Source organism: Kluyvera sp. (genome assembly GCF_965301105.1).
This window is the reverse complement of the sequence record NZ_CBDKZX010000073.1, coordinates 1-19,990: the sequence shown is the minus strand read 5'-3', so window position 1 is coordinate 19,990 and position 19,990 is coordinate 1. Positions and strand designations below refer to the sequence as shown.

The window sequence follows — 19,990 nt, the reverse complement described above, 5'->3', positions numbered from 1 at the left end:
ATTTAATGACAAAAACTGAAGTTCTTTATTTTCAAAAAGAATAATGGCAGCAAGAAAAACCGGTACAACTCTACCCGGTTTTCTCTGCCGATATTAATAATCAATAGAAAATCAAATTATTACAGCACAGAATAGTTAGTACCACTCACCGGCAACCAGGGTGTGAACATTGAATGCGTCATCCATAGAACGACCGGTATTCTGTGAGCCCGGGGCAATGTTGGAACCGGCTTCAACGTCATAGGCGCTGGAGATACCAACGTGCTGAACGGTAGCGGCTTTAGTGGAACTGGCTGGCTGCGTGGCAGGCTCGGCAGCAAATACACCGAAAGAGAGTGTTGACAGCAGAATAGCTGCAGATGCGATTTTGATATTTTTCATAATGTTTATTCTCTAACTGGATTAAGACTTTTGAACGCCAAGGCATCATTTCGCCCTTGAACACAAGTGTAGATCCAGATCACACTTTTGCCTAGTCAAAATATTTAGCTATTCGTGTCAAATTTATTGAATATTATGTCGAAAGGGGCAAATGTGGAGATATTATGGAGGTTATGAATTTTTAATTAAATAAAACAGCGGTCGTATTTAATAATAACACATCGCGCAGAATTGAAAATACAGGCCGGCTTATCTCCGGCCCGTAAATGACTACATGGTATAACCCAACGTCAAAGAAGTACGGCGATCGGTGTGATTCGGTGCCGTTTCCGGAGGCTCAGAGTTCCACGTCACGTTGTAGGCCACTTTCAGGCCAAAGTGCTCATTGATAGCAACATTTAGCGCGGTTTCTGAGTTGACGGTCGTATCATCGGCCCCCAATACAGAGACACCCTGAGTGAATTTAGTGGTGTCGGTCATCTTCCATGCATAGGCCGCAGACGCGTAACCCAGCGCCTGTGTTTCCGAGTTTCCGTCGGTGTATTCGTCGTAACGAACACCGGGACCAAATTCAAAACGGAAACTGTGGATCGGCCCGGTCAGGAACTGGCGACCATAACCTGCGGTAAAGACATCACGCTCGTGATAGCCGTTATAACGGTCGGTTAACCAGCTAGCCTGGCCAAACAGATAGTCTTCATGCGTCATGTTATAGCGACCACGGCCGCCAACAGCATATTTTTCAGAAGAGCGTTCATCGTTAGCGGATGTATTGCTGGCATTGCCCCACAGGGACCATGCCGTCGTATCACCGTACCAGGTCAGCGTTGAATCAGCGGTTGCTGATGAGCTTTTGGTATTGCCAGATTGTGCGAGGTAGCCCGCATTCACGTTACCTTCAAAAGGTTTTTTAGCGCTGGTTGGGTCATCCATGACAGTAAAAACGGTATCACTGGCGGTTGCATATGCAGACGCAAACACGCCCCCCAGCAGCACAACCGCTGCCGGTACTGTCTTCAAAAGCTTCATTTATTATGAGTCCGTACAACAAAAAAGGAGACGATTCCGTCCCGGAAACTTTCGCGAGGATCAACGTCGGGGTGGTCCATAGAAAGGCAACAAATTATAAAAAGGCACGAATAACATAGCAATGCTATTCGTCTTTCATTTTTTGAATAAGAGCCGTCTTAAAGCGCATTTTATTTCATAATAAAAGTCAGCAGTTATTTACACTTTTCTATAAAAATCATGCTGTTGTTTCTTTCATTCTCATCAGGCAAGTGCCAGACTTAAACCAGGTTGTGTCCAGAGCAGTCTATTTGCTCATAAAGGGAGGTTATAGCTATGGTTAAAATTCACACACTGACGCTCGCCCCTTCACTCGACAGCGCCACGCAAACACCACAAATTTATCCCGAAGGTAAACTTCGTTGCAGCGCTCCTGTCTTTGAACCTGGCGGAGGTGGAATCAATGTTGCGCGCGCGATCACCTTTCTGGGTGGCAACGCTACCGCTCTCTTTCCGGCGGGCGGTGCGACCGGAGAACATCTGGTGGCGTTACTACAAGCCGAACATGTTCCCGTCAACAGTGTCGAATCCCGTGAATGGACGCGGCAGAATCTCCACGTCCACGTTGATGCCAGCGGCGAGCAGTATCGCTTTGTCATGCCAGGCGCCACGCTGCATGATGATGAACTGGAAGCGCTGCAAAACAACATATCGCAGATCGATTCTGGCTCTCTGCTGGTTATTAGCGGAAGTCTGCCGCCAGGGGTCTCCCTCACACAGTTTGTCAGCCTGATTAAATCCGCCCAGCAGCACGGGCTACGCTGCATTATTGATAGCTCCGGCGATGCCCTCGCGGCCGCGCTGGCGATCGGCGACATCGAGCTGGTTAAACCCAATCAGAAAGAACTTAGCGCACTGGTTCAGCGGGACCTGAACCAACCGGATGATGTTCGCAACGCCGCACAGGAGATCGTTCGCAGCGGGAAAGCGCGTCGCGTGGTGGTTTCTTTGGGCGCACAGGGAGCATTGGCCGTTGACGCGCATTCATGCGTGCAGGTTGTCCCGCCGCCGATCAAAAGCCAGAGCACCGTTGGCGCAGGTGACAGCATGGTCGGCGCCATGACGCTGAAACTTGCAGAGGGCGCCGGCCTTGAGGAAATGGTGCGCTATGGCGTCGCGGCAGGCAGTGCCGCCACGATCAATCAAGGTACCCGCCTGTGTTCACGCGAAAATACGCAGAAAATTTATTCTTATCTGCTACAGCACTAAATGTGCAGGAAAACGGATCTGCGGGGCATCCCGCAGGTCGCTAAATCGCCGTAATCGGCTATGCTAAGCAAACTCCATGGTTAACAATGGGGTGCATACGAAGCGCAGTCATCACACGTCTGTAGCAGAGGGAGTACGATCCTGCCTCTGCGATCTACATTCTTTTTACCCGTTGTGCGGTATAGCTCGAATTTTTACCCAGCAGTAATGCGCTAACCTTATGATACGGCAGAAAACATGGGGAGAGACATCATGTGGCAAGCGATCAGTAGCCTGTTAGGCGAGCAACTTGGAAGTGGCGAAATCGATCTGCGTACTGAACTGCCCGGCGGAGAAATTCATGCCGCATGGCATATACGTTATGCCGGTCGGGATTTCTTCGTGAAGTGCGATGAACGTGAATTGTTGCCCATTTTTACCGCGGAGGCCGATCAGCTCGAGCTGCTCTCTCGTAGTAAAACCGTGACCGTCCCGGAAGTGTTCGTCGTGGGTACAGACCGCGACTACAGTTTCCTGGTGATGGAGTATCTGCCGCCCCGTCCTCTGGACGCACACAATGCCTTCCTGCTGGGCCAGCAGCTCGCTCACCTGCATCAGTGGAGCGACCAACCGCAGTTTGGCCTCGATTTTGACAACGACCTTTCCACCACCCCACAGCCCAATGCCTGGCAACGTCGCTGGTCGAATTTTTTTGCCGAGCAGCGAATTGGCTGGCAGTTAGAGTTGGCCGCAGAAAAAGGCATGGAGTTTGGCGATATCGACGCGATTGTCGATCATATCCAGCAGCGCTTGAGTTCGCATCAGCCGCAGCCTTCGCTGCTGCACGGCGACCTCTGGTCAAACAACTGCGCACTGGGGCCAAACGGGCCGTACATTTTTGACCCGGCTTGCTATTGGGGGGATCGCGAGTGTGATCTGGCGATGTTGCCGCTGCATCCCGACCAACCACCGCAAATATACGACGGCTATCAGTCGATTTCACCGCTGCCAGCCGGATTCCTTGAGCGCCAGCCGATATATCAGCTCTATACGTTGATTAACCGGGCGATTCTATTTGGCGGACAGCATCTGGTGATCGCGCAAAAGGCAATGGATAAGGTTCTGGCCGCATAATGACAAAGCCCCCTTTCGGGGGCTTTTACTTAGTTCATCTGAACGCCTTTCAAGCGGAACTCAATATTCATAATCAGCCCCGTCCCCGGCTTGCCGGATTCGTAACGCCATTTCCGCATTGCCGTTTTAACATCGCGCTCAAACATGTTGGATGGCTGCGCTGAGAGGATTTGCACATTCTCCACGCGACCATCGGCGGTCACGTCGAATTTCACCCTTACTTTACCTTCGATACGCAGCGCCTGGGCGCGCGATGGGTAACCCGGCTGCGGGCGATTCAACGCTCGTGGGCCGGTAGGTGCGCTAACCGACGGCGCGCTTGCCCCCGGCAAATTGTTGGCGACCGAACGCGCCGGCGGCGCATCACGGTTAACCGTTGACAGAGGACGCGATTCAACCGGCTTCACTTCAGGCTTCGGCTGTTCGACTTTTTTCACCGGCTTGGGTTTTGGCTTCGGCTTCGGCTTCGGTTTTGGTTTGTGAATAACGACCGGCGCCTGCTGAACCTCCGGAATCGGCGCGGGTTCAGGCTCGGGCTCCGGCTCAACGACTGGCTGCGGCTGAGCGACAGCCTGAGGAGGCTCAAGATCGGCCGGCGCAACCATCGTGACGGTAATCGGCTGTGCGGGAGCGGGCAATTCAATAACCTGATGTACCGAGGTATAAAGCAGACTGGCCACGACGGCACCATGGATGCCAACAGAGAGCAACGTCGGCCACGGAAACCGGCGGGGTAAATCAAGGGTCATTGCAGTCATAGTCGTTACAGTTGAAAAATGAGAACTCGATTTTAAATGCAAATAGCAATCATATTCAATAAGCCATCTTATCTTCGGTCAATTTTCTCCTGCGCTTGGTCAAAAAAACCGCGACGTTTCGCGTCTTTTCCTGCACACAAAACTTTGCATTGCAGTCGCTGGCGCTTTGTCTTACCGTAATCCGCAAACTATTTAAACAGGAGCTCCGCCCGTGCTTTACGTCATTTATGCTCAGGATATCGCCGACTCTCTTGAAAAACGTCTTTCGGTCCGCCCCGCTCATCTGGCTCGTTTGCAGTTGCTGCATGATGAAGGCCGTTTGCTGACCGCCGGGCCAATGCCAGCCGTTGACAGCAACGATCCGGGCGCGGCAGGTTTTAGTGGTTCAACGGTGATTGCGGAATTTGAATCGCTGGAAGCAGCTCAGTCCTGGGCGCAGGACGATCCCTATGTCGCGGCTGGTGTGTACCAGCAGGTTTCGGTAAAACCGTATAAAAAGGTTTTTTGAGTTGCGCTAAGCAGGCTGAAAAACAGAGGGCACCCTGACGGTGCCCTTTTAATCATCAGAGATCGTAAATGGCAAACAACAGGCAGTTTCGCTGCCGGCCGACCAGGCACTTTCTGATGGAGTGGATGCGCATATTACGACGCGATTGTGCTTCTAACCAACGCGCTTTGCGACGACTGGCTTGTCTCACCATCCGCCAGCGCCCCACTTCCGGTCTACTACGCTTCATTTCTAACGCTCTTGCTAAAAAAGACGCCCCATTATAGCCCCTTGCAAATGGCTGACCAGCGGTTTCTCATTGCGTTTTTATTTGCCAGATCTCTTCTGATGCGTAAACTCTTAACAACTGGCAAGCAAAAGGATTTTCGAAATATGACAACCGTGTACACCGTAGTAAGTTGGATGGCCATTCTGGGGTATTGGTTGTTAATCGCTGGGGTAACGTTACGTATTCTGATGAAGCGACGTGCCGTGCCTTCAGCCATGGCCTGGCTGCTGATTATTTATATTCTCCCGTTGGTCGGTATCATCGCCTATCTTTCACTCGGTGAACTACACCTTGGAAAACGCCGCGCAGAACGCGCGCGCGCGATGTGGCCGTCAACCGCAAAGTGGTTGAACAATCTAAAAGCCTGCAAACATATCTTCGCCGAAGACAACAGCCAGGTTGCCTCTTCTCTGTTTAAGCTATGTGAGCGCCGTCAGGGTATCGCGGGTCTCAAGGGCAATCAGCTACAGCTATTGACTGAGTCTGACGACGTGATGCAGGCAATCATTCGCGATATTCAGCTGGCGCGCCACAATATCGAGATGGTCTTTTATATCTGGCAGCCAGGCGGCATGGCCGATCAGGTTGCTGAATCGCTGATGGCCGCTGCCCGTCGCGGCGTGCACTGCCGATTGATGCTGGACTCCGCAGGCAGCGTCGCCTTCTTCCGCAGCCCTTGGGCCGCCATGATGCGCAATGCGGGCATCGAGGTTGTTGAAGCGCTGAAGGTTAATCTGATGCGTGTGTTCCTGCGCCGGATGGATTTACGCCAGCATCGCAAAATGATCATGATCGACAACTATATTGCCTACACCGGCAGTATGAACATGGTCGACCCGCGCTTCTTTAAGCAAGACTCCGGAGTCGGCCAGTGGATTGACCTGATGGCGCGTATGGAGGGCCCTATCGCCACCGGCATGGGTATCGTTTACTCCTGCGACTGGGAGATTGAGACCGGCAAACGCATTTTACCGCCGACGCCCGACCTCAACATCATGCCGTTTGAAGAGGCCAGCGGGCATACAATCCAGACGATTGCGTCCGGGCCTGGTTTCCCTGAAGACCTGATTCATCAGGCACTGCTCACCGCGGCGTATTCCGCTCGCGAATACCTGATCATGACGACTCCGTACTTTGTTCCGAGCGAAGATCTGTTGCACGCTATCTGCACCGCCGCGCAGCGTGGAGTTGATGTGAGCATCATTTTGCCGCGTAAAAATGACTCAGTGCTGGTTGGCTGGGCCAGTCGAGCCTTCTTTACGGAACTGCTGGCTGCGGGCGTCAAAATCTATCAGTTTGAAGGGGGCCTGCTGCATACCAAGAGCGTGCTGGTCGACGGTGAACTGAGCCTGGTCGGGACGGTTAACCTCGATATGCGTAGCCTGTGGCTCAACTTCGAGATTACGTTGGTGATAGACGACAGCGGATTCGGTAGCGATCTGGCTGCCGTACAGGACGACTATATTTCCCGTTCACGTCTGCTGGATGCACGACTGTGGGTGAAACGACCATTCTGGCATCGTCTCGCCGAACGACTGTTTTACTTCTTTAGCCCATTACTGTAAAACGTGCCCATTAGCACTCAACAGGTAGCCATCATGGATATGGATTTAAACAATCGTCTGACCGAAGATGAAACGCTCGAACAGGCTTATGACATTTTTCTTGAGCTTGCGGGTGACAACCTTGACCCGGCCGACATTATTCTGTTCAACCTGCAGTTTGAAGAGCGCGGCGGCGCCGAGCTGTTCGACCCTTCCGAAGACTGGAAAGATCACGTTGATTTCGATCTGAATCCCGATTTCTTCGCTGAAGTGGTGATTGGTCTGGCGGATACCGACGGCGGCGAGATCAACGATATTTTCGCCCGCGTGCTACTGTGTCGCGAAAAAGATCACAAGCTTTGCCATATTCTCTGGCGCGAGTAATAAGATAAAGGGCAGCCACGCTGCCCTTTTTTGTCGGCAAATTATTGTTGCCGAGGCAGTGCGGTACCACAGCCGTTGCAATAGCGCGCAGTTGGCTCATGGTGTCGCTGTTTACAATGCGGACACACCCGTTCCTGACGACGTTTCTGGAATTCGCTGGTCATCTGAGCGGTAATAATCCCGGTCGGAATCGCGATCACAGAGTAACCGATTAAGATCAGAACAGACGCCACCATTCTGCCCGCAGCGGTATGTGGCGTAATATCGCCATAACCCACCGTCGTGACCGTCACAATCGCCCAATATACCGCCGTACTCAGCGTCGTAAAACCGTTCACCGGCCCTTCGATTCCGTACATAAGCGCCCCCGCAACAACCATTACGATGCCGATAAACGCGTAGAATAGAATCAGCTGATGACGGGAATTAACGATCGCGCTCCACAAACTATTCAGCGCGGGCATCAGCCGGAGCAGCTTCAAAATTCGCAGTACGCGAATCACACGCATCGCACGCCAGGCAAACAAATATTCCACGCCGATTTCAGGCCATAGCATGATCACGTAAAACGGCAGAATGGTGGCCAGGTCGATAAATCCCCAGAAGCTGAAAACGTAGCGTGCGGGATTGGGCCAGCAGAATAGACGCAGGAAATACTCCAGCGTGAATACCAGCGTAAAGGCAATTTCCAGCCAGACAAAAGCATGCCATTCATCGTAGGTGAGATGGTAAGTTGTACCGATACCCGACTCAATAAAGATAGTGACAACGCTTAATAAGGCAAAACAACCGCACAGCGCTTCAAACCGGCGCCCGGTCCGCGTGCGTTGATCGAATAAGAAATGATAAAGACGATGGCGCAAAGCGCTAATCCCGGTCACGATGAACCCTCGTATAAAAAATAAGGGCTGGCAACCTGCCAGCCCTGACGATTATAACGGGTCAACCTTGAGACAGGAAACGGCGTGACGGAAACTTCCTTCCAGAAGTGGACGCGTTTGCGCACATTCTGGCCCCGCCAGCGGGCAGCGGGTCCGGAATACACAGCCTGACGGTGGGTTGATCGGCGAAGGCAGTTCGCCCTCCAGAAGCTGAATGGTTTTATTCTGCTCCAGGTCGGGATCGGGCACCGGCACGGCGGACATCAACGCTCTGGTGTAAGGATGCAACGGATTGTTGTACACCTCATCGTAGGTGCCCAGCTCTACCGCATGTCCCAGATACATCACCAGTACACGATCGGAGATATGCTTCACTACCGCCAGATCGTGAGCGATGAAAATCAGCGACAGCCCCATCTCACGCTGTAGTTGCTGCAGCAGGTTGACCACCTGCGCCTGAATCGACACGTCCAGCGCCGAAACTGGCTCATCGCAGATAATCAGTTTCGGTTCAAGGATCAGCGCACGCGCAATGCCGATACGCTGGCACTGGCCGCCGGAAAACTCATGCGGATAGCGGTTGACGAGGTTTGGCAGCAACCCCACCTTCATCATCATGGTTTTCACTTTGTCGCGCACTTCCTGACGCGGCATTTTCGGGTAGTAGGTGCGCAGCGGCTCGGCAATGATCTCACCGATAGTCATACGTGGGTTCAATGACGCCAGCGGATCCTGGAAAATCATCTGAATGTCGCTACGCACATTGCGCCACTCATCCGGTTTCATGCCGAGCAGGTCTTTCCCCAGCCAGGCCACTTTACCGTCGGTGGCTTTCACCAGACCGATAATGGCTCGCGCAAAGGTTGATTTCCCGCAGCCAGACTCGCCGACCACCCCTAACGTTTCGCCCTCATACAGTCGAAGCGTGACGCCATCTACCGCTTTCAGCGTTTTCGGCGGCTGCCAGAACCACTGTTTGCCATCTTTAATCTCGAAGTGGACCTTTAAATCCGCGATTTCGAGCAGTACTTTTCTTTCGTCAGTCACGGCGCTCATACCAGTTCCCCCACGGTCTTAAAGCAGGCGCGTAAGCGGCCTGGCGCAAACTCTTCCAGCGGCGGCGCGCTGCTGCACACCTCCATCGCGTGCGGACAGCGAGGCTGGAACGGGCAACCGGTTGGCAGACGTAACAGGTTTGGCGGGTTGCCAGGAATGGTCAGCAGCGATTCACCTTCACCGTCCAGACGTGGAACCGCATTCAGCAGACCAATAGAGTACGGGTGCGCAGGCTGATAGAACACATCGCGCGCTTTGCCATATTCCATTGTACGGCCCGCGTACATCACCAGCACCTTATCGCAGATCCCGGCGACGACGCCGAGATCGTGAGTGATCATGATAATTGCGGTGTTAAACTCACGCTTCAGTTCGTTCAACAGTGTCATGATCTGCGCCTGAACGGTCACGTCCAGCGCGGTGGTGGGCTCATCGGCAATCAGCAGTTTTGGCCGACACAGCAAAGCCATCGCAATCATCACGCGCTGACGCATACCGCCGGAAAACTCGTGCGGATACATTCGCATACGCTTACGCGCTTCCGGCATTTTGACCGCATCCAGCATTTTGACCGACTCTTCAAACGCTTCGGCCTTGCCCATGCCTTTATGCAGCATCAGCACTTCCATCAGCTGCTCACCTACCCGCATGTACGGGTTCAGGGAGGTCATTGGGTCCTGGAAAATCATTGAAATCTGCTCGGCACGCAGTTTATTCAGCGCATGCTCCGGCAGGTTAAGGATCTCTTTCCCGTTAAACAGTGCCGAACCGCCGATCCGCCCGTTGCTTGCCAATAGCCCCATCAGGGCAAACGCCGTTTGCGATTTACCCGAACCGGACTCGCCGACGATCCCCAACGTCTCACCCGCACGCAGGCTGAAGTTGAGGTCATTAACGGCGGTCACATCACCGTCAGGCGTCTTAAAGGTCACACGCAGATCTTTTACGTCCAGCAACCGCTGCGACGTCGTTGCCGTTTCAATTATGCTCATGGCAACACTCCTTAACGGTCTTTCGGGTCGAGGGCATCACGCAGGCCATCGCCGATAAAGTTGAAACAAAACAGCGTCACGACCAGGAATCCAGCCGGGAACAGCAGCAGCCACGGCGACACTTCCATCGAGTTAGCGCCATCGCTTAACAGCGCTCCCCAACTGCTCAGCGGCTCTTGTGTCCCCAGACCAAGGAAGCTCAGGAAGGATTCAAACAGAATCATGCTTGGCACCAACAGAGAGGCGTAAACCACCACGACCCCGAGTACGTTCGGCACGATATGGCGGACAACGATGCTCGCGGTAGAGACACCGCCGACCTGGGCCGCCTCAATAAATTCTTTACGTTTCAGGCTAAGCGTCTGACCGCGCACGATACGCGCCATATCCAGCCAGGAAACCATCCCGATGGCGACGAAAATCAACAGGATGTTTTGCCCGAAGAAGGTCACCAGCAAAATGACGAAGAACATGAACGGGAAGGAGTTGAGGATTTCCAGCAGGCGCATCATTACCGAGTCAACTTTGCCGCCCAGATAGCCAGAGAGCGAACCGTACAACGTCCCCACGATGACGGCCACCAGCGCGGCAGCAATACCGACCATCAGTGAGATACGTCCGCCGATTGCCACACGCACCAGCAGATCGCGCCCGGAAGAGTCGGTGCCAAAATAGTGACCGGACTCCATATCTGGCGCGTTGGACATCATGCCCCAGTCGGTATCGAAGTAGGAAAACTGCGATAGCATGGGCGCCAGCGTTACGAAGAGCGCAATCAGCACCAGCACGACCAGGCTGGTGACCGCCGCGCGGTTATGCATAAAGCGTCGGCGCGCATCCTGCCACAGGCTACGCCCTTCGACTTCCAGCTTCTCGCTGAAACTTTCCAGCGCCTCGCTGTTCTTTTTACTTAACATCATAGCGAGCTCCAGCCTTAATAACGGATTTTCGGGTCAATAACGGCGTAGAGCACATCTACCACCGCGTTAAACAGGATCGTTAATGCGCCAACCAGAATCGTCAGGCTAAGCACCAGAGAGTAATCGCGGTTAAGCGCTCCGTTAACGAACAGCTGTCCAATCCCCGGCAAGCCGTAGATGGTTTCAATCACCATCGAACCGGTAATAATACCGACGAAGGCAGGCCCCATATAAGAAAGCACCGGCAGCAGCGCGGGTTTTAACGCGTGGCGGAAAATAATCCGCCGCATCGGCAAGCCTTTTGCGCGGGCGGTACGAATAAAGTTGGAGTGTAAAACTTCAATCATCGAGCCACGGGTAATACGCGCAATGCTGGCGATATAGGCCAGAGAGAGCGCAACCATCGGCAGAATCATGAATTTCAGCGCCCCACCGTTCCAGCCGCCGCCGGGCAGCCAGTGCAACGTAATCGCAAATATCATCACCAGCAGCGGCGCGACGACAAAGCTGGGAATAACCACCCCGGTCATTGCTACCCCCATGACCGCATAGTCCCATCTCGTGTTCTGTTTTAATGCCGCAATCACCCCAGCCGTGACGCCCAAAATAACCGCCAGCAGAAACGCTGCCGCGCCTAATTTTGCCGACACCGGGAAGCTCACTGCGACCAGATCGTTAACGGAATAATCTTTATATTTAAAGGAGGGGCCGAAATCACCGTGGGCTAACTGCTTCAGGTAATTACCGTACTGCACCAGGATAGGATCGTTTAAGTGATACTTTGCTTCGATGTTGGCCATGACCTCGGGCGGCAGCGTACGCTCACCCGTAAATGGGCTGCCCGGCGCAAGGCGCATCATAAAGAAGGAAATCGTAATAAGGATAAATAGCGTCGGAATCGCTTCCAGACAGCGACGTAATATAAATTTCAACATTGCCCGTACCTTCTGGCATGTGCCTTTGCACTGCTCTCAAATAAGACACGATGGGGCGAGCACATGCTCGCCCCACGTATTGCCATTAATGCTTGATAACGTACAGATCTTTGGTATAGACGTTATCCATCGGGTCTTTACCGGTGTAGCCGCCAACCCATGGTTTCACCAGGCGGGCGTTAACGTAGTAATAGACCGGTACGATAGCGGTATCTTTATCCAACTGCTGTTCAGCCTTGGCATACGCGGCTGTGCGTTGCTCTTCGTTGGCGGCTTTTACCGACTCAGCCATGATCTTATCGAACGCTTCGCTCTTATAGTGCGCGGTGTTCATTGAGCTACCGGACAACATGGTGTTCAGGAAGGAGGTTGGTTCGTTGTAGTCCGCACACCAGCCAGCGCGCGCAACGTCATAAGTCCCCTGGTGACGAGTGTCGAGGAAGGTCTTCCACTCCTGGTTAACCAGTTTGACTTCGACGCCCAGGTTCTTACGCCACAGTGAGGCCGCGGCGATAGCCAGTTTTTTGTGCAAATCGGAGGTGTTGTACAGCAGGTTGAAGGTCAGCGGCTTTTCAGCGGTATAACCCGCTTCCGCCAGCAGTTTTTTACCTTCTTCATTACGTTTTTCCTGTGACCACTTGAACCACTCTGGTTCGGTCAACTTCGCGCCATCGGTATACGGCGGCGTGTAACCATAAGCCGGCAGGTCGCCCTGGCCTTTGACCTTGTTGGCGATGATATCGCGATCCAGACCCAGCTTCAGCGCGGTACGTACGCGAGCGTCGGTGAACGGGGCTTTCTGGTTGTTAATTTCGTAGTAATAAGTACACAGATACGGATCGACGTGAACTTCGTTCGGAATCTCTTTTTTCAGTTTCTGGAACAGTTCGATCGGCAGCTGGTTATAGGTCATATCCAGCTCGCCGCTGCGGTAGCGGTTTACGTAAGTCACTTCAGAAGAGGTCGGCAGCCAGGTCACCTGATCGATAACGGTCTTCTTGTTATCCCAGTACTGTGGGTTACGTTCCATCACGATACGTTCGTTAACAACCCAGTCTTTCAGGGTGTACGCACCGTTAGTTACGATGTTGCCCGGCTGAGTCCATTTCTCGCCGAATTTCTCGATCGCCGGTTTGTAAACCGGAGACATCGCCGGGTTCACCAGCAGCTTATAGAAATAAGGCACTGGCTCACTCAGCGTCACTTCCAGAGTGTGGTCATCAATCGCTTTGACGCCCAGTTCGCTCGGTGCTTTTTTGCCGTCGATAATTTCATCAACGTTCACAATATGGCCGTACTGTGGATAGCTGGCATATGGCGATGCGGTTTTCGGATCGACCAGACGCTGCCAGCTATAAACGAAATCTTGTGCGGTAACCGGTTCGCCGTTGGACCATTTGGCATCTTTACGCAGATGGAATGTCCAGACTTTAAAATCTTTATTGTCCCAGCTTTCGGCGACGCCCGGAATCGGGTGACCGTCTTTTGGAGAGGTATTCAGCAACCCTTCGAACAGGTCGCGGCTGATATTCGCCTCTGGCACCCCTTCAATTTTATTCGGGTCGAGAGACTGCGGTTCAGCACCGCTATTTCGTACCAGCGTTTGTTTGCTCGCTAACTCGGTGCCTGCAGGAACATCTGCAGCCATTACGTTCCCTGCGATCAGCGCTGTGAGAATGCCAGCCGCAACCAGGCTTTTTTTTGTGATGATGGACATTGTGTTGATACTCCGTTCATTATTATTACTGACTGTCGTCAGCCTGTTTAGTCCCCTTTCGGGTTCCTGTGCAGCGCAGGAGATTTTTGCGTCTGCCAGGTCATTTACTGCCTGCTATCACCGACTTTTTTATTACGGCCGCTCTTATGGCAGCCTGACGTCGATTCATTAAAGCCTCCCCCCTGTCGGGACGCTTTTCTTATTCTGTTCATAACTGCTTACATATGGAAACAGTTATCATTTACATAGCTTTATGTTGCGAATAACTCAGGCCGGAAAGTACCAAATGCCGATTATCGCCGCCAATATAATTTGCAAATTTGTTAACCAATTCTCTTTTAGCCAGCAAAGCAGCCTGTTGATGACAGCGTATGCACAAAACACGATATTCTTAAATCTATTATTATCAGATAGATATACAAAAAATGGTGCCTGTTGTTTGCTGGCTCAGTATCAGAGGCTGTTTTTTGTACGAAAATTTAACAGTTGCTCATTTTTTAGCACATAACTCTGCCCTGAAACTGAAATTACTAATATCATTTCAATTATCTAACAGCAAGCCCCAGAGTATCGTGTGAGGGAAATAACATTTATGTGAAGAAAGACGGTATGGCAGGACAAGAATATCTTGTTGATATGTATATGTTTATTCAAATATTCAAATTGATTATTTGTACAGCGACTTGCGGAATGAGTGATATGTTTTTCTGATATTAACGGCAACAGTAGTTTTGAGTGCCCTACCGTCGCCGCAGAATAATTAGCCGACCAGACCCGGGAAGATGGATTTGATACCGGTCACAATGAATTCAATCCCCAACGCCATCAGTAACAACCCCATAATACGGGTGACTACGTTAATCCCCGTTTGCCCCAGCATACGCACCAGCCACGGAGAAATACGGAAAATGCCCCAACAACACCAGGCGAATAGCGCAATAGATAAGGAAAAACCGAGGAGATAGGTTAGCGAATGATAGCGTGTACCCCATACGATCGTGGAGCTAATAGCACCCGGCCCCGCCATCAATGGCAGCGCCAGCGGCACAACCCCCAGACTTTCACGCACGGCAGTCTCTGATTTCTCCTGCTTGTTCTGCTTATCTTCTCCCAGCTTGCCGCTGATCATCGACATCGCAATCGAGACCACCAGGATCCCGCCAGCAATACGGAAGGAATCAATCGAGATACCGAAAAGTTGCAGGATCAGATCGCCAAGGAATAACGAAGTCAGGAGAATAATGGCAACCGACAGACTAGCCGTCAGGTTGGTTTTGTTGCGCACCGCTGCCGTTTGATAACTCGTCAGGCTGATGAAAACCGGAATCAGACCAACCGGGTTCACCAGTGCAAACAGTCCAATAAAGAACTTAAAGAAAATAGGAAAATCAAACAACGTCTGAATCACGTGAACCCCGGAGCATCATTAAAAGTTGTCGTTGATGAACAGTAAATCGAGAGTGGCGCAGACAATACCTTTTTTATCGACCATGTTCACCAGAATTGTCCAGAAAAATGAGGTAAAAACAGAGTGTTATAAATTTGTATAAAGTATGCTAATGTTTACAGCACCGATACTCACGAATGATTAACAGCTTCTACATTTTGCTAAAACAGCCCTGCTGAAAGGTGTCAGCTTAGCTTAAATTTGATTTAGATCACGTAAATCGTACTCAGAAGTGGGTAATCTGCTTACACCGAAAGAGAAACGACCTCATAAATAAGTCGTATTTTTTCCGGTAAGCTCCTTGGCTAAATCGAAGCTCTTTTAGTAAATCAAGTGGATCAGTTCGTGGGTAACGCTTTGTTTCCTTAACTTTTTCGCCAGCTGCAGGTGATTTGTCTATACTGACTTGTCGAGCAGATGATTCACTAAAAAAGTTTAACATTATCAGGAGAGCATTATGGCTGTTACTAATGTCGCTGAACTTAACGCACTCGTAGAGCGCGTAAAAAAAGCCCAGCGTGAATATGCCAGTTTCACTCAAGAGCAAGTTGACAAAATCTTCCGCGCCGCCGCTCTGGCCGCTGCAGATGCTCGAATCCCTCTCGCCAAAATGGCCGTTGCCGAATCCGGCATGGGTATTGTTGAAGATAAAGTGATCAAAAACCACTTCGCTTCAGAATATATCTACAACGCCTATAAAGATGAAAAAACCTGTGGCGTGCTGTCCGAAGACGACACTTTCGGTACCATCACTATTGCTGAACCTATCGGCATCATCTGCGGTATCGTACCGACCACTAACCCAACTTCTACCGCTATCTTCAAATCGCTGATCAGCCTGAAGACGCGTAACGCCATCATTTTCTCTCCGCACCCGCGTGCTAAAGACGCAACCAACAAAGCGGCTGACATCGTGCTGCAAGCTGCTATCGCTGCTGGCGCACCGAAAGATCTGATCGGCTGGATTGACCAACCGTCTGTAGAACTGTCTAACGCGCTGATGCACCACCCGGACATCAACCTGATCCTCGCGACCGGTGGCCCAGGCATGGTTAAAGCGGCATACAGCTCCGGTAAACCTGCTATCGGCGTAGGCGCTGGTAACACTCCGGTTGTAATTGATGAAACCGCTGATGTGAAACGTGCCGTTGCGTCCGTTCTGATGTCTAAAACCTTCGATAACGGCGTAATCTGTGCTTCTGAACAGTCTGTTGTTGTTGTTGATTCCGTTTATGACGCAGTACGTGAGCGTTTCGCGACTCACGGCGGCTACCTGCTGCAGGGTAAAGAGCTGAAAGCTGTTCAGGACGTTATCCTGAAAAATGGCGCGCTGAACGCGGCTATCGTTGGTCAGCCTGCATACAAAATTGCTGAACTGGCAGGCTTCTCTGTTCCAGAAACCACCAAGATTCTGATCGGTGAAGTAAAAGTTGTTGATGAGAGCGAGCCGTTTGCTCACGAAAAACTGTCTCCGACCCTGGCCATGTACCGTGCGAAAGACTTCGAAGACGCTGTTGATAAAGCGGAAAAACTGGTTGCGATGGGCGGTATCGGTCATACCTCTTGCCTGTACACCGACCAGGACAACCAGCCAGAACGCGTAGCTTACTTCGGTCAGATGATGAAAACCGCGCGTATTCTGATCAACACCCCGGCTTCTCAGGGTGGTATCGGCGACCTGTATAACTTCAAACTCGCACCTTCCCTGACTCTGGGTTGTGGTTCCTGGGGTGGTAACTCCATCTCTGAAAACGTTGGTCCGAAACACCTGATCAACAAGAAAACCGTTGCTAAGCGAGCTGAAAACATGTTGTGGCACAAACTTCCGAAATCTATCTACTTCCGCCGTGGCTCTCTGCCAATCGCGCTGGATGAAGTGATTACCGATGGCCACAAACGTGCGCTGATCGTGACCGACCGCTTCCTGTTTAACAACGGCTACGCTGACCAGATCACTTCTGTTCTGAAAGCGGCTGGCGTTGAAACCGAAGTGTTCTTCGAAGTTGAAGCTGACCCGACTCTGACCATCGTCCGTAAAGGTGCAGACCTGGCGAACTCGTTCAAACCAGACGTGATCATCGCGCTGGGCGGCGGTTCCCCGATGGATGCAGCGAAAATCATGTGGGTTATGTACGAACACCCGGAAACCCACTTCGAAGAGCTGGCGCTGCGCTTTATGGACATCCGTAAACGTATCTACAAGTTCCCGAAAATGGGCGTGAAAGCGAAAATGATCGCTGTCACCACCACTTCCGGTACCGGTTCTGAAGTGACTCCGTTTGCGGTAGTAACCGACGACGCAACCGGCCAGAAATACCCGCTGGCTGACTACGCGCTGACTCCAGACATGGCGATTGTTGATGCCAACCTGGTGATGGATATGCCGAAGTCACTGTGTGCGTTCGGTGGTCTGGATGCGGTAACTCACGCCCTGGAAGCTTACGTTTCCGTACTGGCTTCTGAGTTCTCCGACGGCCAGGCACTGCAGGCTCTGAAACTGCTGAAAGAAAACCTGCCAGCGTCCTACCACGAAGGTTCTAAGAACCCGGTAGCGCGTGAGCGTGTTCACAGTGCAGCGACTATCGCCGGTATCGCGTTTGCGAACGCCTTCCTGGGTGTATGTCACTCTATGGCGCACAAGCTGGGTTCTCAGTTCCACATTCCTCACGGTCTGGCGAACGCCCTGCTGATCAGCAACGTTATTCGTTATAACGCGAACGACAACCCGACTAAACAGACTGCATTCAGCCAGTACGACCGTCCGCAAGCACGTCGTCGCTACGCGGAAATCGCTGACCACCTGGGTCTGTCTGCTCCGGGCGACCGCACTGCAGCGAAAATTGAAAAACTGCTGGGCTGGCTGGACGAAATCAAAGCTGAACTGGGTATTCCTAAGTCTATCCGTGAAGCTGGCGTGCAGGAAGCTGACTTCCTGGCGCACGTTGACAAACTGTCTGAAGATGCGTTTGACGACCAGTGCACCGGCGCTAACCCGCGTTACCCGCTGATTTCTGAACTGAAACAGATTCTGCTGGATACCTACTACGGTCGTGAATTCGTTGAAGGCGCTCCGGCAGCAGAGAAGAAAGAAGCCGCTCCGGCGAAAGCTGAGAAAAAAGCGAAGAAATAATCCGCTTTAACGCTCGCTGAAAAGCATAAGCAAAAAGCCCCATCATCATGATGGGGCTTTTTTTTATTCCGTAAACATCAACGGAAAACCACGCACGTTTGGCTCCCCATATCCATCAGGGCCTCAAACGTACGTAGAGACGTTTAACAAGAACGGCAGGTCATACGGTGCTGGTCCTGAATAACAGCCAGAGAGCCCTTTTCAAGCGCCTCCTTGTAATGCTTACGGCAAACGGATACATAACGCTCGTTGCCGCCAATCACCACCTGCTCACCCTCATTGTACGGCCGCCCTTCCTGATCGAGTCGCAGCACCATGCTGGCTTTACGACCGCAGAAGCAGATCGTTTTTAACTCAACCAGTTTGTCAGAGAGCGCCAGTAAATATTGGCTACCGCTAAACAGCTCGCCGCGAAAATCCGTTCTCAGCCCGTAGCACAATACCGGAATATCCAGGTTATCTACCACATCAGAAAGCGCGTAGACCTGTTCACGCGTCAGAAACTGGCATTCATCGACAAGCACGCAGTTAATGCGTTCACGCGCATTCTCAGCGCTAATTTCGGCAAACAGATTACTGGTCTGATTAAACAGCTTCGCAGGCGAAGAGAGGCCAATTCGCGAGCTCACTTTCCCGGCGCCAAAGCGATCGTCTATTTCTGCGGTATAAACGATAGTGCGCATACCGCGCTCCTGGTAGTTGTATGACGACTGCAACAGAGCGGTCGACTTCCCGGCATTCATTGCTGAGTAGTAGAAATAAAGTTGTGCCATTGGCTGCAAAATCCTAATCGATGCGTTTTTTAAACGGCGTGCAGTGTAGCATATTTTGCCCACAGTCTTCCTGTGTCCTCTTCACCATTGCAGGATGAAGACACCTCTCGATTATGAGCCTGATACAACTGAAATATTCAGAAAAACCGATATATTACGTCACTGTCGTTTTCGCCCTACGTATTTATCCCTGGCACGAAGGTAACTTCATCATAAATCTGAAATAGTTAACCACTTTTGCCCTCCGCCGCCGCATACAGCTGGCGGACCATCACGGTAAAATTAGCTAGCGAGGTTAATAGTTGAAAAGATGAATGAGTCTGTCTAAAAAAATGTGATCGCCGCCAATTTGTGTAGCGACTTGCAGGACATTGTTATCCATAAATTAAACAGTCGCAGGTTGAAATAACATCGTCATAACTATGGGCTTAAAGCCGATAACCCTGATGCTGCCTGCGGTATTGCCATTGTCCGCACGGTAAAATCGTTTTCACCGCCATGCAATTTACCCATACAGGCTCTGAGGCAAATAGGTTAATAGTGTTAAGGAATGCGCTGCAAAAGCACGGACAGGCCGTGAAGTGGTTGAGTCACGCAATCATTCATTGTCGATAAAGTAATGCACAAAATGGATGCATACCAGCTAATACATAAGGTTGATATTTACCCGTACGGGGTATATTTATACACATCCCATCATCTCCGCCCCGCTCGTTATCCCGCTACGCCTCCTGACAATTAGTACGGGAAAGATGAGGAACCTGGCCCACAATTTAACTTATAAATATTAATGACAGCATCAAATAACACGTTATTTTGAATTCCTTACATTCTTCCCTATTGCACATCTGATTTTATCGCTCTATTATTAGTTCAACAAACCACCCCACAATATAAGTTTGAGAT

The 19,990-nt window shown here is 51.5% G+C and carries 18 protein-coding genes; 6 read left to right on the top strand and 12 right to left on the bottom strand.

Annotated elements, in window-relative coordinates; genetic code table 11:
* Positions 1 to 135 precede the first annotated feature (135 nt).
* Together ACW14G_RS18505 and ACW14G_RS18500 are read right to left on the bottom strand one after the other, a co-directional pair.
* On the bottom strand, positions 136 to 381 hold the full coding sequence (locus ACW14G_RS18505; RefSeq protein WP_163448644.1) for a YdgH/BhsA/McbA family protein: 246 nt from the start codon (positions 379 to 381) through the stop codon (positions 136 to 138).
* Positions 382 to 651: 270 nt separating this feature from the next.
* The gene (locus ACW14G_RS18500) at positions 652 to 1,410 is read right to left on the bottom strand and encodes a DUF481 domain-containing protein (RefSeq protein ID WP_163448645.1); all 759 of its coding nucleotides are present in this window, start codon (positions 1,408 to 1,410) and stop codon (positions 652 to 654) included.
* 315 nt (positions 1,411 to 1,725) lie between these two features.
* Between ACW14G_RS18500 and pfkB the strand changes: the two genes are divergently transcribed.
* Together pfkB and ACW14G_RS18490 are read left to right on the top strand one after the other, a co-directional pair.
* A complete protein-coding gene (gene pfkB / locus ACW14G_RS18495) occupies positions 1,726 to 2,658 on the top strand; it encodes a 6-phosphofructokinase II (RefSeq protein WP_249023195.1) in 933 nt (310 codons plus the stop codon).
* A 252-nt stretch (positions 2,659 to 2,910) separates the two neighbouring features.
* Positions 2,911 to 3,771: a fructosamine kinase family protein gene (locus tag ACW14G_RS18490; RefSeq protein ID WP_167575721.1), complete on the top strand. Its 861-nt coding sequence runs from the start codon at positions 2,911 to 2,913 to the stop codon at positions 3,769 to 3,771.
* Between the two features lie 29 nt (positions 3,772 to 3,800).
* Here the strand turns inward: ACW14G_RS18490 and tonB are convergent, their stop codons facing one another.
* A complete protein-coding gene (gene tonB / locus ACW14G_RS18485; protein WP_419057498.1) occupies positions 3,801 to 4,520 on the bottom strand; it encodes a TonB system transport protein TonB in 720 nt (239 codons plus the stop codon).
* A 220-nt stretch (positions 4,521 to 4,740) separates the two neighbouring features.
* Here tonB and ACW14G_RS18480 point away from each other — a divergent pair, with 220 nt between their 5' ends.
* Positions 4,741 to 5,037 (top strand): YciI family protein, encoded by a 297-nt coding sequence (locus tag ACW14G_RS18480; protein ID WP_064545104.1) that lies wholly within the window; start codon positions 4,741 to 4,743, stop codon positions 5,035 to 5,037.
* Between the two features lie 55 nt (positions 5,038 to 5,092).
* On the opposite strand, the gene ACW14G_RS18475 is transcribed toward ACW14G_RS18480, so the two are convergent.
* Positions 5,093 to 5,266, bottom strand: coding sequence for a YciY family protein (locus ACW14G_RS18475; RefSeq protein ID WP_122983154.1), 174 nt, complete (start codon positions 5,264 to 5,266; stop codon positions 5,093 to 5,095).
* A 143-nt stretch (positions 5,267 to 5,409) separates the two neighbouring features.
* Here ACW14G_RS18475 and cls point away from each other — a divergent pair, with 143 nt between their 5' ends.
* Positions 5,410 to 6,870 (top strand): cardiolipin synthase, encoded by a 1,461-nt coding sequence (gene cls, locus ACW14G_RS18470; RefSeq protein ID WP_167575719.1) that lies wholly within the window; start codon positions 5,410 to 5,412, stop codon positions 6,868 to 6,870.
* Positions 6,871 to 6,903: 33 nt separating this feature from the next.
* The gene (locus ACW14G_RS18465) at positions 6,904 to 7,233 is read left to right on the top strand and encodes an HI1450 family dsDNA-mimic protein (RefSeq protein WP_163448650.1); all 330 of its coding nucleotides are present in this window, start codon (positions 6,904 to 6,906) and stop codon (positions 7,231 to 7,233) included.
* Between the two features lie 41 nt (positions 7,234 to 7,274).
* On the opposite strand, the gene ACW14G_RS18460 is transcribed toward ACW14G_RS18465, so the two are convergent.
* The 7 genes from ACW14G_RS18460 to ACW14G_RS18430 form a co-directional block, all read right to left on the bottom strand.
* The gene (locus tag ACW14G_RS18460) at positions 7,275 to 8,114 is read right to left on the bottom strand and encodes an ion transporter (protein WP_411908114.1); all 840 of its coding nucleotides are present in this window, start codon (positions 8,112 to 8,114) and stop codon (positions 7,275 to 7,277) included.
* Between the two features lie 51 nt (positions 8,115 to 8,165).
* Entirely contained in the window at positions 8,166 to 9,170 is a 1,005-nt protein-coding gene (oppF, locus tag ACW14G_RS18455) for a murein tripeptide/oligopeptide ABC transporter ATP-binding protein OppF (RefSeq protein ID WP_163448651.1), read from the bottom strand.
* Positions 9,167 to 10,162, bottom strand: a complete 996-nt coding sequence (oppD, locus tag ACW14G_RS18450; RefSeq protein WP_163448652.1) for an ABC transporter ATP-binding protein — start codon at positions 10,160 to 10,162, stop codon at positions 9,167 to 9,169. Before oppD ends, oppF begins: the two co-directional genes overlap by 4 nt.
* 11 nt (positions 10,163 to 10,173) lie before the next feature.
* Positions 10,174 to 11,082 carry an oligopeptide ABC transporter permease OppC gene (gene oppC, locus ACW14G_RS18445; protein WP_163448653.1) on the bottom strand — a complete coding sequence of 303 codons (909 nt, stop codon included), beginning with the start codon at positions 11,080 to 11,082 and terminating at the stop codon, positions 10,174 to 10,176.
* Between the two features lie 14 nt (positions 11,083 to 11,096).
* Positions 11,097 to 12,017, bottom strand: a complete 921-nt coding sequence (gene oppB / locus ACW14G_RS18440; RefSeq protein ID WP_249023194.1) for an oligopeptide ABC transporter permease OppB — start codon at positions 12,015 to 12,017, stop codon at positions 11,097 to 11,099.
* 85 nt (positions 12,018 to 12,102) lie between these two features.
* A complete protein-coding gene (gene oppA, locus ACW14G_RS18435; protein WP_249023193.1) occupies positions 12,103 to 13,734 on the bottom strand; it encodes an oligopeptide ABC transporter substrate-binding protein OppA in 1,632 nt (543 codons plus the stop codon).
* 760 nt (positions 13,735 to 14,494) lie between these two features.
* Positions 14,495 to 15,142 carry a YchE family NAAT transporter gene (locus ACW14G_RS18430; RefSeq protein WP_163448655.1) on the bottom strand — a complete coding sequence of 216 codons (648 nt, stop codon included), beginning with the start codon at positions 15,140 to 15,142 and terminating at the stop codon, positions 14,495 to 14,497.
* A gap of 496 nt (positions 15,143 to 15,638) precedes the next feature.
* Between ACW14G_RS18430 and adhE the strand changes: the two genes are divergently transcribed.
* Complete coding sequence (gene adhE, locus ACW14G_RS18425; protein ID WP_455648713.1) at positions 15,639 to 18,311, top strand: bifunctional acetaldehyde-CoA/alcohol dehydrogenase; 2,673 nt, start codon at positions 15,639 to 15,641, stop codon at positions 18,309 to 18,311.
* Positions 18,312 to 18,454: 143 nt separating this feature from the next.
* Here adhE and tdk read toward each other — a convergent pair whose 3' ends face one another.
* Positions 18,455 to 19,084, bottom strand: coding sequence for a thymidine kinase (gene tdk / locus ACW14G_RS18420; RefSeq protein WP_163448657.1), 630 nt, complete (start codon positions 19,082 to 19,084; stop codon positions 18,455 to 18,457).
* Positions 19,085 to 19,990 lie beyond the last annotated feature (906 nt).